We start from the raw sequence: 15,753 nt of genomic DNA, 5'->3' as shown, positions 1-15,753 counted from the left end.
TGTTTTTTTAGATCAAGATCAAAAGATCGCAGCCTCGTTTCACTCGACAGCTCCTACAGTGTTAAGTGTCAGACGTTGGTCTTGGTAGCTAGCCCATCCGCCCGGAACATCCCGCGAATCCCGCGCACGGCCTGACGAATCCGGTCCTGGTTTTCGATCAGCGCGAAGCGCACGTGATCGTCCCCATACTCACCAAACCCCACGCCGGGCGAAACGCAAACCTTAGCCTCGGACAGTAGTTTCTTGGCAAACTCCAGCGAGCCCAAGTGCGCATAAGTCTCGGGAATCTTCGCCCAGACATACATCGACGCTTTCGGATTCTCGACCATCCAGCCCAGTTCGTGCAGGCCTTTGACCAGCACGTTGCGACGCTGCCGATACTGCTCGGCGATGTCTTTGACGCACTGCTGATCACCTTCCAGCGCCGCAATGGCCGCGACTTGCAGCGGGGTGAACGTGCCGTAGTCGTGGTAGCTCTTGATCCGCGCCAGGGCATTGACCAGTTCGGCATTGCCGACCATGAAGCCGATGCGCCAGCCTGCCATGTTGTAGCTCTTGGACAGGGTGAAAAACTCCACCGCGATGTCCTTGGCGCCCGGTACTTGCATGATCGACGGGGCTTTCCAGCCGTCGTAGACGATGTCGGCGTAAGCCAGGTCGTGCACCACCAAAACGTCGTACTGCTTGGCGAGGGCGATCACTCGCTCGAAGAAGTCCAGCTCCACGCATTGAGCAGTGGGATTCGACGGGAAGCCGAGGATCATCATTTTCGGTTTCGGAATCGAGCCGCGAATGGCGCTTTCCAGTTCGGCGAAGAAGTCCACGCCCGGAATCAGCGGCACCGAACGCACCTGGGCGCCGGCAATCACGGCACCGTAGATGTGAATCGGATAGCTCGGGTTCGGCACCAGGACGGTGTCGCCCTGGTCGAGGGTGGCCAGCATCAAATGCGCCAGGCCTTCCTTGGAACCGATGGTCACGATAGCTTCGCTTTCCGTGTCGATATCGACCTCGTAGCGATCCTTGTACCAGTTGGAAATCGCCCGGCGCAGACGCGGAATGCCTTTGGACGTCGAGTAACCGTGGGTGTCTTCGCGCTGGGCGACGGTCACCAGTTTTTCGACGATGTGCGGCGGGGTAGGGCCATCAGGGTTGCCCATGCTGAAATCGATGATGTCTTCGCCACGACGACGGGCGGCCATCTTCAGCTCAGCAGTGATGTTGAATACGTAAGGGGGGAGTCGATCTATGCGCGCAAAGCGGCGCGGCGAACCTGGGTTAGCCATTGTTGCCTCGGATAACGTGAGCGCCCGGAACCGTCCGAGCGACGCTGGTCACTGCGGTGACCTGTGGCGGAATGTAAGGGCTGATATGGCAAACTGTCCAGTGACTATGTAAACAAATTTGTCCGAAGGAAATCGGTTGATGGAATTTACCAGTGGCTTCTTGCTGAGCCTTTCGCTGTGCCTGGACATCGGCGTGGCCAACATCGCGATGATCACGTTGGCGATGCAGCGTGGCTATTTTCAAGGCTTCGCGCTGGGTTTGGGGACCTGTGTCGGCGACCTGATCTACGCCGTGCTGGCCTTGGCCGGGATGACCGTTTTGTTGCAATACGAAAGCGTGCGTTGGGTGCTGTGGATCGGAGGTTCGGCGCTGTTGTTGTACTTCGCGGCGAAGATGATCTATTCGGCGATTCACCATGAGGCGGTGCTGGCGCAGGCCGAAGATGTGGGACAGAACTCCCATCGGCGGGAGTTTTTTCGCGGGATCTTCCTCGCCATGTCGTCACCCAGCGCCATTCTCTGGTTCGCGGCGGTGGGCGGCACATTGATTGCTCGCTCCGGCGGCGGAGGCGCCCTTGGTTCGGCGCAGTTTCTCGGCGGGTTTCTCTGCGCCGGGGTGCTCTGGTGCGTCGCTTTGTGCTTCGCCGCGAGTCACGGCGGCAAGTTGCTGGGTGACAAGTTGCTGCGTTACTCCTATCTGGCATCGGCGGCGATCTTCTGCTATTTCGCGGTCTACGTGATCCTATCGGGTTATAACGAATTCGTCGGTGCAGGTGCCGTCGAGCAGTTGCATGCACTGTAACTGGGCGAATCGGGTTTGGGTTCTATACTCCCAGCCGAACCCACTTTTTTGTTCCAGGAGTTGAGCCATGGATGAGCAAACAGGCGTCGAAACGGCCAAGCCACGCTTCGAACACGGGCACTTCCTGCTCATTGCAGGGCTTGGCGGACGATTTACCCAGGAAACCTCCAAAAAAATCCCCGAACTCTGGGAGAAATTCATCCCCGAGATTGGCAAAATTCCCGGTCAAAAAAACGAAGTGACCTACGGCATCTGTTGCAATCCGGATGGCAAGGGCGGCTTCGAATACATCGCCGGCGTTGAAATCAGCAAGCTCGACGACCTGCCCGAGAAATACCGTTGGGTTGAGGTCCAGCCTCAGCACTATGCGGTGTTCGAGCACAAAGGCTCTCTCGATCAGTTGCCCCAGACCTTCCAATACATCTGGAAAACCTGGCTGCCACAGTCCGGTTATCAGGCGGCGGACGCGCCGGAATTCGAACGCTACAGCGAAGACTTCAACCCGAAGCTCAACACCGGTGTGCTGGAAATCTGGCTGCCGCTCAAGGCGTAATGGCTGCATCGGGAGGCGGATCGGTGATTCGCCTCTCGATGTCGTGTTGGCGCTGATTTATGATCCCCAGCCTTTCCCCCGCTGATCCCGAGCTGCCATGAACACCGTCATCCGTCACGTCACACCTGCTGATCTGGACCGCTGCTACGCCATCGAAACCGCTGCCTACGAAGGCGACGAAGCCGCCACCCGCGAGAAAATCGCCACCCGCATCGCCACCTGGCCCGAAGGTTTCATCGTGGCCGAAGTCGACGGCGTCGTAGCCGGTTTCATCAATTCCGGTGCGGCGTTTCAGGTGGAAATGTCGGACGAGGCGTTCAAGGAACTGATCGGCCACGACCCAGCCGGCCCGCACGTGGTCATCATGTCGGTGGTGGTGCACCCGGATTTTCAGGGGCTGGGGCTGGCGAAACGGTTGATGGTCGAATTCATCGAGCGGATGCGCGCGCTGGGCAAGACCAGCATCCATCTGATGTGCAAGGAGCGGCACATTCCGCTGTATGCCGGGTTCGGGTTTGCCTACATCAAGCCTTCAGCGTCTGACCATGGCGGGATGGCGTGGCATGAGATGGTGTTGGAGTTATTACATGATTAAGTCCTGCAATGAACGTAAACGTCGAGACGAGGCCATCGCGCTGATCAAGCTTCTTTCCTTTTCCACACGCGACAAGGAGCAACGAAAGTTGATTTCTGGCGAGACGCTTCTGGGCAGACTGGCGCTGCAGCGCCGGTTGAGCCAAGACGATAATGGTGTCTGAGCTGTGCTCTATGTCCCGCGGAGTATGTTGTGTACCGCGCTCACCGCTCTATCGAGTACAGCCGCCTCACTAAGGTCGGTCGTATCGATCCTCACCCAATTAGCCAAACCACATCGCTCATAACTGGATCGAACTCTATTTTGATAATCAATGAAACTTTTAAGGCGATTTTCATTGCCACCATCGTAGGCCCCGCTCTCGCTAAGACGAAAAGATCCTTTTCTCTGCGCCGCAAGAACCGGATCGACATCCAGGAAAATGACGGCATCAGGTTTTCTAATTGTTGAGAATATTGCTAACGCCTCTTCAGCCAAACCTGCGTCTTTGAGTAAAAAGCGCGCTAAATATTTATAGTACCAACCATCTGCGATGCAGCTAACCCCGGAGTCCATTAATGGCCTGATGGCAGCATAGTCTGTCGCTTGAAACCATGCTGCAATTAAACTTATCCAATGCCTATCGCCTAATTGATCCAAGGGGGCGTCATCTGGGTAATCCCAAAGGATTTCACGTATGCGGGACATATGAAATTCTGTATACCCCAATGATACTGGTGGTCGATTTTTATCTATATATTTGAGTTTGGAATGGGATTCATAAATCTTGTCATATGTTGCCCTTGCAACAGTAGATTTCCCTGCTCCGTCAGTGCCTTCAAATGCGATAAATAAAGCTTGTTTAGCTAAATGACTCATGCGAATCCCCCTAAGTAAGCTTCAGTATCCAACGAGTTTCTACCGCTACCCTCAATTAATGGTTTAAACCCCTCTCTGCGATATATGTCCGACATTTTTTTTCCAAGTGACTTGAGGAAGTCCATTGAGGGGCGCCTCCTGTTAGAGTATTGTGAGCCCGCGTCAGGGTGAAACACTGCAACAGCAGGTACTACTCCCATGTCCCCAAAGTATTCAATGCCCTCAATAATTGACTCTAATGGTTCCATTCCAGCAACAAACCCTGCATATACATTACCGCGACCTAAAACTTCCACAGCTGCCTCGAAAGCGGCAAGAAATCTTTCGCGAGTATAATCGCGAGCTTTACCCGGGCAAACTTCCGAAAATAATCTAGGATTAAATACCTCCAGGCTCATTGACATATTATTGCCAATTTTTTTGAATCGATCAAAAAGACGAAAGTCCTTGGGAGGCATCGAAATTAAGTGGTAGTCCAAACGACTTTGCAAGTTTTTATTCTTTACCTGTTCAAGTAAGTCCATATGTATTGAGTATCCTTTGTCGTAGTTTGGAATCGTGCCTCCATTCAATAATACCCTCTTGTATCGTTCGCTCTCATTGTTAATAGCCATGCCTATTGCTTCGCCAGCCATGCCGCCTTTTATTCGCATCTTATGATCAGATAAGCTGTCTCTTGCTGATCCCAGAGAGCAAAATTTGCATTCATGACCATCGTTAAAATAATAACAGTGTCCGGGGGAGAAGATACCGAGTGTAGAATTACCATAGACGGTTATATGCTGCTCAAATAGCTCGCCATTACTCAGGTACTTTCCATAAGATATAGGTCTCCTAGGGAATGTAATTCTCGCGGTTTTTCTTTCATGTTTAAGAACTGGGGTTTCTTGCTCTAAGGCTATACGGTAATCTGAGTTTGGGTTGTGATTGACAGCGGAGATAATCTGCCCTTCGAGAATTATTTCTTGTGGAGTGCGAATGCTTGAGCTAAGAATTATACTGTCACCTGTTCCGTAAGCTCGCCTTTTTTCAATGTGATCCATTTGAGCTTGATAATACTCTAAAAAGTCTCTAGTAAAGCTAACTCCGTTGCATAACAATTCAAGTTTCAGATTTACAGTGTTTATTAACATGATTTATCTCCAGTAAATTGGCCAGGCACTACAAGATAAGTCGTATCAGCTCTTCGGAAGACAAGGCAATCAACGTTCCATTGTCTAAAAGGGAAGCGGCCGATGGAGGCAGGGAGAATCTAGGATGTCCTGTCTTATCAAATAATGATCCACCCGCTTCCCTTAGAATCAACTCTGCTGCGGCAATATCGCAGCTGCGTTCATGTCCCGGTGTATCTATATCAATAAAGGCATCAAGAGCCCCGGCAGCGATAAGGCAAATTTCCAATGATGAGCAAGAGTAGACGCGGATTTTACATGCGGACCATATGATATTTTCGATTATGGCTCTTTCTCTTTTATCTTTAGGGCGATGAAAAGAGATGTGCATGTCTTCTATTCGCTGAACTTTACGGGTCTGAAGTCGTTTCACAATAACGGGCGACTGAAGGTAAGCTCCCTCACTTAATGCGGCGGTATAGACTAAGTCTCTTGAAATATCATAGATCCAGCCAAACACATAGGCACCTTCGTGGTAAAGTGCCACGCTAGATGTATAAGCAGGAAACCCTAATGCTGCGTTGTGTGTACCATCTAGAGGGTCTATAAGTAGATAGAAGTCACCACGGTCACCAAATGTGACTGTTGAAGCATTCTCTTCGGAATAGATCGTGATTCGCATGCTGATATTAGAAAGGCAGTTATATAATATGTCCTGACAATCTAAGTCATATTGAGTCTGGGAGTTATTCCAGTATTTGTTTCCCGCGTCGAAGTTTGGTAGGCCGGCCAGGGTTCCTGCCCAATAACGGCGTAATTGTTTTCTGGCCTCGTAGAGGCATTCTTCTAACTCAGGAATGTGTTCCCGTTTAAATAATGGTCTCATTTTATTGTTCCATTATTAATTGTATATGCCATTGGTCTCGATCTAATCGAGGGGCATAAGACCTGACTTCAAATAGCTTTCCAGCATAAACAGCATAATCTGCGCTCATGAAAGCACTAAGTGATTTTGGGAATAGTGCTACTGTTTTAACATCGATATCATATCCAAACCTTTTCCTGATCATATTTGCTGCTTGTCTAAGACTTCCTCCGGTATAGGCTTTATCTACAATTAACCAAGGCTCGTTCGATGGTAGGGGGGAAGGGAAAACATCTTGAAAAGCAAAATCTCTGCCCAGTAGACTAGAGTCGTTTTGCCGATGAACTTCTGAAAAGAAAATATTTTGATCTCCGGTTGCCGCTAAATAGCCTAGTGCAATTGGCAAACCTGCCGACAATAAAAATAACTTGTTTTTTGATATTTTTTCTATCTGTCGCCAAACTGAGTGGTCCTCGTAAATATATCTCGTGTTTAAGGCGAAACTGCTGTCCCAATGTTCGTGAGATATATATTTGCTATAGAAGGCGCAGAACCTGTTGTGGAACGCCATGGTCTCGTTGTTTGTGTTTATAAGTAACCTGTTCTTGGTTATGCCTCGAACTGGATCTTTCATGGCAATGGGATGCACGTCGCGATGATAATGCGCAAATGCTTCACTAATAAGCGAATTCTTTAATTTAATAAGGTGTGATTTTGACGGGCCAGAAATAGCTATTTCTGGTGATAGTCCATCTCCTTTAATTCTACGCACCTCATCGAACTCAACTCTACTTGTACTTAAATTCAAGTAATCCCATATTCGTACAATGTCATCATCGGACATTCCGTTGTAAATTGGCTCAAGGTTGCTCAGATCACAAACCATTTCTTCAGGGTGTCGAAGATCGAAAGAAGCCTTTTGAAGATGGCATCCATTGAGTATGGCGTTGCGGTAGGCGTAATAGTCGCTTGTTTGTATGCCACTCAACGTTCGCCAACCATGATGCTCGCTAATAATGGTTATAAGACTAGTAAGCTGGAGTGGCGAATGTTGTGGGTAAGGTGCGTGATTCATAGTTAAATCCTCACGATAGTGCGTAAGATTAATAAAATCAGTCGTAAGTGTCGGAGTTTATGCTCTGTCGTATGGAAGTTGACGCTCTACTAATTGGTGGTTGAGTTGTCTTAAAAGACTGCCTAAACGCCAAAGTAAAAACGACATCAGAAAAAACGAACAGAGCACTAGAGCTACGAATATTGAGTGAACGCTATAGTTGTAAAAGGATAGAAGTCCGACGGAAAGTATCATTCCGAGAATGTTGAGTAACGATATGGTGAATAATGTGGGGATCCAGAAGTCGCCCATGCTTCTTAATGTCATTCGGGTCACAACATAAATATATTCAAATACTAAAAAAGGGATCGAGATCAGAAGATTTCCCTCAATTAATTTTCTTGTTGGTACGTCGGACGTATAAATTATAGATATGTATTCATTAAAGAAAAAGCAAGCCAGTAAAAACGGAGTCAATATGAAAGCTCCGAGCTTTATGCCTTGTATATAGGTTGTACTCAATGAGTAAAATTTCTTTAGTTTAAAATGTCTTGCGGCCACTATTCCTGTAGCATTTCCCACTCCGATTGAAATCATGTATACGACACTTAAAAAATGGAGCGATGCCTGGTACGCTGATAGGCTAGCATCGCCTAAACTCTTTGAAATAAAAGAGAGCATAAGAAATAACAGGCTTTCACCACCAAAGCAAAGTGCCATGGGGAGACTGCTAATAAAGTAATTAACATATGCTTTCGTTGGGATACTTTGTGAGTGCCGAAATTTTAAGATGTGTTTGTGGATTTTTCGATCAAAAAAACAGAATGCAAGCACAACAAAAAAACACCGTAGGCCCACATATGTGGATATGAAATGAATAGCGTTTGTGTTCGTGTTCGTTGCAATCAAAATTGCGCAAGCTGAGGCAAGCGTGGCGTTGAATAGCCATGTATATATTAACTCGTATTTGGCTATTTTTATGGCGTTAAAAAAATTGAAGATAGTTATCTGCAAGTACAAGGCAGGAATGGAGAGTGAGAGTATCAATAGTAATTTCAATCCTTCTAAATTACCGTTATCCGTAAGCGATCTTGATTCGCTAATGCTATATACAAATATAGCGGAAACAATAATTGCTCCATAAAGAAATGCAAGCCTGAAGGAAATAACTAAATCAAGTTCAACGCTTTCCGCATTTAGGTCAGTGGATCCAGCTACCTTCATCAACGATGTTGAAAAAAAGCCAATGCCAACGACTGTTAGAAAGGAAGTTAATGCCCATGCGAATGAGGCATGGCTGAGAGAGCTAATTATAAAGTGCCCAATAAATGAGAAATAAAATAATGATACGGTCATCTCGCCAAGTCTGGAGAGTATTAGCGGAATGGCTAGCCGGGTAACTTCCATGCGTGATCTCGTGTTTATATAAAATATAATTATGAGCTGGAAGGTTTTTGTATCCGTCACGCTAACAAGGACTTGATGTGCTATGTGCTGTTCTCAATCCCATTCTTTGAGTAGGCTGATTAGAGAGGGAGTTCCTTTCGCAGCAAAATATTTTTTTCTGAAGTAATACTCGCACATAGATATTCTATGTTTGGTTTGTTTTCGTTTGTTGAATTCATTGTCCAAAGCGGAAAGAGATTTTAGCGTAGATGGATAGAGATCTGATTTTTTTAACAACTTCTCAATTGCCAAAAATACCAGGTCTAAATATTTCAGTGTTTCTTGAATGTATGAGCGACATTCAGCTTCTGTGGTCGCCCCCTTTCTGGCCAACGCAAAGAAACTATTTTTGATATCATCAAACCCACTAACTCGGAACATGTTTGAGTAAACCCACTTATAGTGTTTGTTTGTTGTGCCTGTTAAATAAGTAAAGCTCATGGTCGTCTTTAGCATCATGTCCCGTGCGATCTCACAACCCATCCAGAGGTTTCCCGATTGCCAGCAACCTTGAATATCCTGAAATGCATAAAATACAGGCAGTTTCTCACGGTGAGCTACATAAATATGTTTCTCCAAAGGAATCCTGGATTTCAATTGACTGAATTTTTCCTCGTTTTCCAACGCATGCCCAATTAATGATCTATGAATGACATTGTTCTCTGTGTTCGATAATACTGGGCTATAGAGAAAGCGCTGATCATAGGTGATTTCATCAAATGCTTTTTCAATTTTCGCAAAAATTTCTTCCAGTTCGGAAAATGTTATATAGTCTGCATCAATATGGATGCTGGTGTTACCGTAAAAATCTGTTGTATTATGAACCTCCTCATCTTCAGTGATGTAGTGGTAGTTTATATCTGTAACCAATGCGTGTTCACAGTTTTCGATGTTGTTAGCTTTAGGTCGTTGCTCGCAAAGAATGATACAGTCGATGTCGGAATGAATGGTTCCAATCCCTTCGATTAAAGATCCTGAAACAATAAGAATGCTCGTGCTTTCTAAAAAAGCTCTTTCGCGTAGGTAATCTTTCGGAATTAAGATTTTTCCATCTAGTATGGAGATTTCATTGTTCGAGATTTTTGACTGCGAGGTTTTTACGAGGGCGGTCATTTCATGTTGCTCCCAGGGTAATGGCGAGAATATAAACTGAGGCACTTGAACCTGAACAACAATGCTCTGAAAAAAAAGAGGGGTGAGTATTTTACCTAGAGTTCCCCAGCGCAGAAGTAATAGCGTTCATGTGCTAAAACCCTAGTGTCGATATAGGCTGTTCGTCAATATTTATATATAAAATCAGAAGCGCCTTACAAACATTGAAGTCCAACTGTTTAATCTTTGAGTGAAGTTTCTTTTTTCTTTGAGAGATTACTCCTACAGGTCGCCGCCTGGGACTCTGTAGGAGCAAAGCGGAGGATCGTGTCAGTAAAGGCTATCCCGCACTCTCACCGGAGCTTCGCGGTCATATGTCTCGGCATCGAACTGCCCATCGTTCAACCGCTTGTGAAACGCACCCGCCGTCGGCAGCGCCGAGCGCTCCAGATGTTTCTCAGGGTTCCATAAATCCGAACGAACGATGGCCTTGGAGCAGTGGAAATACGCCGCTTCCACCGTCACCAGCATCACCGTGCGCGCCGGTTTGCCATTCACCGCAAAGCTCTCCAGCAACCCAGGTTCGGCGCTGATCTGTGCCGTGCCGTTAACCCGCAACGTTTCGCCAATCCCGGGAATGATGAACAGCAGCGACACCCGCGAATCGAGCACGACGTTGCGCAGGGTGTCGATGCGGTTGTTGCCTGGCCGATCGGGGATCGCCAGGGAGCGTTCATCAATGATCCGCACGAAACCCGGCGTGTCGCCCCGCGGCGAACCGTCCATCCCGTCAGGTCCCACCGAGCTGACGATCACCAGCGGCGAGGCGCGGACCATCGCCTGATAATCGTCGTTCAGAAAGGGGATCTGCTTGCGCACGGCGCGGTCGTGGGGTTGGCCATAGAGGGCTTCCAGTTCTTCGATGCTGTCGAGCATAACTACCTCAGAAAATCAGACCCATGCGCCGTTCGTAACCGATCCGGCCCCTGTAGGCTTCGCCGCTGTCGACCCAGCCGAATTTTGCGTAAAGCGCAATGGCCGATGCGTTATCCGCATCCACCGACAACTCCAGCCCCTTTATTTCCGGAAACGCCTGACGCGCCACGTAGGGCAGGGCTTGCAGGCAGGCCTTGCCATAGCCTTTGCCCTGAGCCCGATGATCGACTTGCAGTGCGTGAAGGGTGGCGCTGTGTTCATCGGCCCACGTTGGCAATACGGGCGGGCGTTTGAGCAGCAGAAAGGCCACGGGAACATCCTCGACCAGTAGCGCAAATCCTTTGACGCCGGGGCCGGGTTTGGACAGCAAGGTGTGCAACGCACCGTGAATGTCGCCGGAGAACCTGATCTGCTCTTTGTGAACTTCAATGGCCTCGACCTGCTGGCGCTGGAGCGCGTTCAGGCTGTCGTAAGGCACGAGTCGGGCTGTCACTGGAGTGTCCTTTTTCCAACAAAATGTGTTTCGGATTCTAACGAGTTTGCGTCCATGGATTATTTTTATTTGGGCTGTCGATTTGGCTTTTCGCCAGACGACTAAGGGTGTCTTCACAACAAAAACCACGGAGAACCACCATGAACGCTACCCACGAAATCCAGACCCTGATCGACACCTATCGTCAGGCGGTCATCGCCAAGGATGTCGAGAAACTCATGCCCCTGTATGCCGAGGACATCGTCTCCTACGACGCGGTCAAGGCCCTGCAGTTTCGGGGCAAGGCCGCCTACCGCGCGCATTGGCAGGAATGCATGGAAATGTGCCAGGGCGCGCACAAGTTTGATTTCGACCATATGAATATCGTGGCGGACGAGCATATCGCCTTCGCCCATTGGCTGGCCCATTGCGGCGGCACCAACGAGAAGGGCGAAACCCAGGCCTGCTGGATGCGCGTGACTGCCTGCTATCGGCGCGACGATGGGCAATGGCGCATCGTCCACGAACACTGGTCGGCCCCGTTCGACATGATGAGCGGCACGGCGCTGTTCAACCTGGAACCCTGAGCGTCAGGCCGATTCGTCGGGAATGTCGCGAAAGCGTCAATCAGCAGCCATAGTTGATCCGTTCGATTCAGGAGAGCCCCATGAAGTATTTATGCCTGGTCTACAGCAACGAGCACGAGTTGCACTCGCTGCCCGAAAGCCCGAATGACGCTGAATGCATGGCTTACGCCGAGGCGATCCAGGGCAGCGGCCGAATGGTCGCCGCCGAGGCGCTGGAGTCGGTGCAGACCGCGACCACGGTGCGGATGCGCAACGGGAAAATGTCTATCACTGACGGCCCGTTCGCCGAAACCAAGGAGCAATTGGCCGGCTTCTACCTGATCGATGCCAAGGACCTCAATGAAGCCATCCAGGTTGCCGGCAACATCCCGGCGGCCCGGGTCGGTTGTGTCGAGGTGCGTCCCGTTCGTCAGTTGAATACCCGCGCCTGATGTCGGCCGAGTCGGTACGGGCGCGGGTCGAGCAGGTTTACCGCGAAGACTCACGGCGGATCCTGGCGACCCTGATCCGTTTGCTCGGCGATTTCGACCTCGCCGAAGAAGCCTTGCACGAGGCGTTTTTCGTCGCGGTCGAGCGCTGGCAGCGTGACGGTGTACCGGACAATCCGCGTACCTGGCTCGTGTCCACCGGGCGTTTCAAGGCCATTGATGTGTTGCGTCGGCGCGCACGCTTCATCGCGTCGCAACCGATGTTGATCGCTCAACTGGAGGCGCTGGAGCAGGCCGACTGGAGTGACGAAGACGTGGAAGACGATCGCCTGCGCCTGATCTTCACCTGTTGTCACCCGGCACTCGCGGCGGACGCCCAGGTGCCGTTGACGCTGCGCGAAGTCTGCGACCTGACCACGGAAGAAATCGCCCGAGCCTTTCTGTCGGCGCCAGCGACCATCGCCCAGCGCATCGTGCGCGCCAAGGCCAAAATCCGTGACGCGAAAATTCCTTATCAAGTGCCGACCCTGGCGGAATTGCCCGAGCGCCTGGACAGCGTGCTGCGGGTGATTTACCTGGTGTTCAACGAAGGCTATTCCGCGTCCATGGGCGCGGAACTGACCCGTGATGATTTGACCCGCGAGGCGATTCGGCTCGGTCGTTTGCTGATGGAACTACTGCCCGAACCCGAGGTGATGGGGCTGCTGGCGCTGATGCTGCTGCACGAGTCCCGTCGCCCGGCCAGGACATCGGCGAGCGGAGAGTTGGTCGTGCTGGATGAGCAGGACCGTTCGTTGTGGGACGCTTCGATGATCGAAGAAGGTTGCGCGTTGGTAGAGCGGGCGCTGACGACTCGGCGCTTCGGGCCTTATTGCCTGCAAGCGGCGATTGCGGCGTCGCATGCCGAAGCGCCCACGGCGGCGGAAACGGACTGGCTGGAGATTGTGGGTCTGTATGACGTGCTGTTGCGGGCGGCGCCTTCGCCAGTGATCGAATTGAACCGTGCGGCGGCGATCTCCAAACGGGATGGGCCGTTGGCGGGCTTGGCGTTGGTAGACGGGATTCTGGGTCGGGGGGATTTGCTGGATTACCACTTGGCGCACGCGGCGCGGGGGGAATTTTGTCGGCAGTTGGGAAGGGTTGATGAGGCGCGGGCGGCTTATGAACGGGCGCTTGAGTTGACGCAGCAAGTGCCGGAACGGAGGTTTATCGAGGCCCGGATCATGGCTTTACAATAAGGTGAATTCGCCGGCCCCATCGCGAGCAAGCTCGCTCCCACAGGTTTAGCGCAAACCCTGTGGGAGCGAGCTTGCTCCGGGCGGCGTTCCGACGATGGCAGCGCCGCTATTCCAGCATCTTACCGAGCAACCAACTCCCCGCCGGACCTGGCGGATGCAGCCGCGACCACAGTGCATCGACGAACACCGGTTTTGGCCAGCCGCGCACGTCCAGTTCCTGCAACGTCCCAGGCCCAAACCGCTCCACCAGCCACCGGGGCAACGGTGCCCAGCCGAATCCGCCCTGAGCCATTTCCAGCAGCATCAGGTAACTCGGCGCCGACCAGACGCGCCCCTTTGCCCGGCTTTCATACGGATTGACGATCGTCGCCAGACGCAGCTCCCGGTGTTGTTGCAACACGTCCTGATTGATGTGGCTCAGCGCCGCCAACGGATGTTCGCGGGACACGAACAGGGCAATTTCGGCCCGTTCTTCCATGGTCGAACTGACCAGGTCCGGCGGGTAGCTGTCCTGTTTTTCGGCGAAGGCCACATGCGCCCGACCCCGTTGCACCAACGCCACCAAGTCATCGCACTCGGCGATCAGGCATTCAAGTTCCAGGTCCGGATAACGCTGCTCGAAGGCGCTGAGCGCCGCTTCGAATCGGTCGGACTGATACGTGTCGGAAATCGCCACGGTCAGCTTCGGCTCGACCCCTTGGGACAGTTGGCTGGCGGCCATTTCCAGTCGGCTGCTGGCGGCCAGAATGTCCTCGGCCCGTTGCAGCATCACGTGCCCGGCCGGGGTCAGGCTCGGTTTGCGGCTGCTGCGGTCGAACAGCGTCAGGTTCAAGTCGATTTCAAGGCTGGCCACGGCGGCGCTGATGGTCGACTGACTGCGGCCCAATTTGCGCGCCGCGGCGGAAAACGAGCCTTGAGTCGCTGCCTGAACGAAGGCCTGCAACACTTCTTGGGAGGCCATGAACTATCGCCTTGATCGATGGTTATTGGTTATGAAGTATCGGAGTGAAGAAGGATCATGGCAACCACAGTCACTCAGAGGAGTCTGGCCATGAGCGCCAACAAATCCATTACTGAACGTATTTTCCAGGCCATTGGTTTCGAATTGTTGGCCATCCTGATCTGTACGCCGCTGCTGGCGTGGATCATGGACAAACCGATGGTCGAAATGGGCGTCGTGACCATGGCTATCGCGGCACTTGCCCTGGCCTGGAACGTGGTCTTCAACGGGTTGTTCGACCGTGCGCTCAAACACTACGACATCGTGCACAACGCGTGGGTACGTGTTGTCCATGCGCTGTTGTTCGAAGGCGGTCTGGTCGCGGTGGGTGTGCCGTTGATTGCCTGGTGGCTGAAGGTCAGCCTGTGGCAAGCGTTCCTGCTGGACATCGGTGTGCTGCTGTTTTTCCTGCCATACACCTACGTCTACCACTGGGTCTATGACGTGGTGCGTGAGCGGGTGGTGATGCGCCAGGCTGTCTCGGGATAAAAGCAAAAGATCGCAGCCTCGTTTCACTCGACAGCTCCTACAGGGATCGCATTCCAATGTAGGAGCTGTCGAGTGAAACGAGGCTGCGATCTTTTGATCTTGATGGCGTTTACAAAAACATCCCGCCCGACGCTTCCACGCGCTGCCCGTTAATCCACTGGCTGCCCGGTGCCAGCAGCAGCGCAATCGCGGCGCCGATATCGTCCGGATGACCAACGCGCCCCAACGCGGTATTGCCGGCGACATAGCTGTTCACGTCGCTGTTATCACGCACCGTGCCGCCGCCGAAATCGGTTTCGATCGCCCCGGGTGCCAGGGTATTCACGGAAATGCCGCGCGCACCGAGTTCCTTGGCCTGATAACGCGTCAGCACTTCCATCGCGCCTTTCATCGCCGCGTAGGCGCCGTAACCCGGCAAGCAGAAGCGGGTCAGACCGCTGGAAACGTTGAGGATACGGCCACCGTCAGCCATCAGCGGAAGCAGGTTCTGGGTGAGGAAGAACGGCCCCTTCAGATGGATGTTCATCAGTAAATCGAACTGGGCGACGGTGGTGTCAACGAAAGTCGCATTCAGGCCGATGCCGGCGTTGTTGAGCAAAAAGTCGAAGTGCTCGCGATCAAAACGGCTGCGCAACACATTGGCGACCTGCGTGGCGAAATCTGCGAAGCCTTCACTCTGACCAACGTCCAGTTGCAGCATGACTGCACGAGCGCCGAGGGTTTCGATTTCTGTGACCAGTGCTTGTGCCTCTTCGGCGCGGCTGTTGTAGGTGCCGATGATGTCGATGCCTTGGGCTGCCAAATGCAGGGCTGCGTTTTTGCCAAGGCCGCGGCTGGCGCCGGTGATCAGTGCGATTTTACGGTTCATGGGGCTTCCTCAAGGAGCAGTGGGTGATGATGTGGAGGAAGTTTATTTATCCGTCCTGAAGTGATAAACAGG

The 15,753-nt window shown here is 51.7% G+C and carries 19 protein-coding genes; 8 read left to right on the top strand and 11 right to left on the bottom strand.

Annotation, left to right across the window (positions count from 1 at the left end; translation table 11 throughout):
- Positions 1-68 precede the first annotated feature (68 nt).
- Entirely contained in the window at positions 69-1,286 is a 1,218-nt protein-coding gene (gene alaC / locus EAH74_RS05065) for an alanine transaminase (RefSeq protein WP_140676673.1), read from the bottom strand.
- Between the two features lie 139 nt (positions 1,287-1,425).
- Here alaC and EAH74_RS05060 point away from each other — a divergent pair, with 139 nt between their 5' ends.
- From EAH74_RS05060 to EAH74_RS05045, 4 genes are all read left to right on the top strand, one after another.
- Positions 1,426-2,088, top strand: coding sequence for a LysE family translocator (locus EAH74_RS05060; RefSeq protein ID WP_140676670.1), 663 nt, complete (start codon positions 1,426-1,428; stop codon positions 2,086-2,088).
- Positions 2,089-2,155: 67 nt separating this feature from the next.
- Complete coding sequence (locus EAH74_RS05055) at positions 2,156-2,641, top strand: GyrI-like domain-containing protein (protein WP_140676667.1); 486 nt, start codon at positions 2,156-2,158, stop codon at positions 2,639-2,641.
- A gap of 97 nt (positions 2,642-2,738) precedes the next feature.
- Positions 2,739-3,236: a GNAT family N-acetyltransferase gene (locus tag EAH74_RS05050; RefSeq protein ID WP_140676664.1), complete on the top strand. Its 498-nt coding sequence runs from the start codon at positions 2,739-2,741 to the stop codon at positions 3,234-3,236.
- Entirely contained in the window at positions 3,229-3,399 is a 171-nt protein-coding gene (locus EAH74_RS05045; RefSeq protein WP_240050478.1) for a hypothetical protein, read from the top strand. The genes EAH74_RS05050 and EAH74_RS05045 overlap by 8 nt, the downstream gene beginning before the upstream one ends.
- An 8-nt stretch (positions 3,400-3,407) precedes the next feature.
- On the opposite strand, the gene EAH74_RS05040 is transcribed toward EAH74_RS05045, so the two are convergent.
- The 8 genes from EAH74_RS05040 to EAH74_RS05005 all read right to left on the bottom strand — a co-directional run bounded on the left by EAH74_RS05040 (position 3,408) and on the right by EAH74_RS05005 (position 11,092).
- Positions 3,408-4,094 (bottom strand): dTMP kinase, encoded by a 687-nt coding sequence (locus tag EAH74_RS05040; protein ID WP_140676661.1) that lies wholly within the window; start codon positions 4,092-4,094, stop codon positions 3,408-3,410.
- Entirely contained in the window at positions 4,091-5,227 is a 1,137-nt protein-coding gene (locus EAH74_RS05035; RefSeq protein ID WP_140676658.1) for a radical SAM protein, read from the bottom strand. The genes EAH74_RS05040 and EAH74_RS05035 overlap by 4 nt, the downstream gene beginning before the upstream one ends.
- Before the next feature lie 28 nt (positions 5,228-5,255).
- Positions 5,256-6,092, bottom strand: a complete 837-nt coding sequence (locus tag EAH74_RS05030; protein WP_140676655.1) for an inositol monophosphatase family protein — start codon at positions 6,090-6,092, stop codon at positions 5,256-5,258.
- Position 6,093: 1 nt separating this feature from the next.
- Positions 6,094-7,146: a hypothetical protein gene (locus EAH74_RS05025; RefSeq protein WP_140676652.1), complete on the bottom strand. Its 1,053-nt coding sequence runs from the start codon at positions 7,144-7,146 to the stop codon at positions 6,094-6,096.
- 57 nt (positions 7,147-7,203) lie between these two features.
- On the bottom strand, positions 7,204-8,532 hold the full coding sequence (locus EAH74_RS05020; RefSeq protein WP_140676649.1) for an MATE family efflux transporter: 1,329 nt from the start codon (positions 8,530-8,532) through the stop codon (positions 7,204-7,206).
- A 93-nt stretch (positions 8,533-8,625) separates the two neighbouring features.
- Positions 8,626-9,684 carry a hypothetical protein gene (locus EAH74_RS05015; RefSeq protein WP_140676646.1) on the bottom strand — a complete coding sequence of 353 codons (1,059 nt, stop codon included), beginning with the start codon at positions 9,682-9,684 and terminating at the stop codon, positions 8,626-8,628.
- Positions 9,685-9,993: 309 nt separating this feature from the next.
- Positions 9,994-10,599 (bottom strand): pyridoxamine 5'-phosphate oxidase family protein, encoded by a 606-nt coding sequence (locus tag EAH74_RS05010; protein ID WP_140676643.1) that lies wholly within the window; start codon positions 10,597-10,599, stop codon positions 9,994-9,996.
- A 7-nt stretch (positions 10,600-10,606) separates the two neighbouring features.
- Positions 10,607-11,092, bottom strand: a complete 486-nt coding sequence (locus EAH74_RS05005) for a GNAT family N-acetyltransferase (protein ID WP_140676640.1) — start codon at positions 11,090-11,092, stop codon at positions 10,607-10,609.
- A gap of 140 nt (positions 11,093-11,232) precedes the next feature.
- Between EAH74_RS05005 and EAH74_RS05000 the strand changes: the two genes are divergently transcribed.
- The 3 genes from EAH74_RS05000 (at position 11,233) to EAH74_RS04990 (ending at position 13,324) form a co-directional block, all read left to right on the top strand.
- A complete protein-coding gene (locus tag EAH74_RS05000) occupies positions 11,233-11,658 on the top strand; it encodes a YybH family protein (RefSeq protein WP_074879292.1) in 426 nt (141 codons plus the stop codon).
- An 80-nt stretch (positions 11,659-11,738) separates the two neighbouring features.
- Positions 11,739-12,089, top strand: coding sequence for a YciI family protein (locus tag EAH74_RS04995; protein WP_140676637.1), 351 nt, complete (start codon positions 11,739-11,741; stop codon positions 12,087-12,089).
- Positions 12,089-13,324, top strand: coding sequence for an RNA polymerase sigma factor (locus EAH74_RS04990; RefSeq protein WP_140676634.1), 1,236 nt, complete (start codon positions 12,089-12,091; stop codon positions 13,322-13,324). The genes EAH74_RS04995 and EAH74_RS04990 overlap by 1 nt, the downstream gene beginning before the upstream one ends.
- Before the next feature lie 106 nt (positions 13,325-13,430).
- On the opposite strand, the gene EAH74_RS04985 is transcribed toward EAH74_RS04990, so the two are convergent.
- On the bottom strand, positions 13,431-14,285 hold the full coding sequence (locus tag EAH74_RS04985; RefSeq protein ID WP_140676631.1) for a LysR family transcriptional regulator: 855 nt from the start codon (positions 14,283-14,285) through the stop codon (positions 13,431-13,433).
- A 90-nt stretch (positions 14,286-14,375) separates the two neighbouring features.
- Between EAH74_RS04985 and EAH74_RS04980 the strand changes: the two genes are divergently transcribed.
- A complete protein-coding gene (locus tag EAH74_RS04980; protein ID WP_140676628.1) occupies positions 14,376-14,813 on the top strand; it encodes a multidrug/biocide efflux PACE transporter in 438 nt (145 codons plus the stop codon).
- Between the two features lie 109 nt (positions 14,814-14,922).
- Here the strand turns inward: EAH74_RS04980 and EAH74_RS04975 are convergent, their stop codons facing one another.
- Positions 14,923-15,681 carry an SDR family NAD(P)-dependent oxidoreductase gene (locus EAH74_RS04975; protein WP_140676625.1) on the bottom strand — a complete coding sequence of 253 codons (759 nt, stop codon included), beginning with the start codon at positions 15,679-15,681 and terminating at the stop codon, positions 14,923-14,925.
- Positions 15,682-15,753: the final 72 nt, after the last annotated feature.

Source organism: Pseudomonas mandelii, from assembly GCF_006438925.1.
Lineage (GTDB): Bacteria > Pseudomonadota > Gammaproteobacteria > Pseudomonadales > Pseudomonadaceae > Aquipseudomonas > Aquipseudomonas mandelii_C.
The sequence above is the reverse complement of the archived record's forward strand: the minus strand, read 5'-3'. Positions and strand labels throughout refer to the sequence as shown.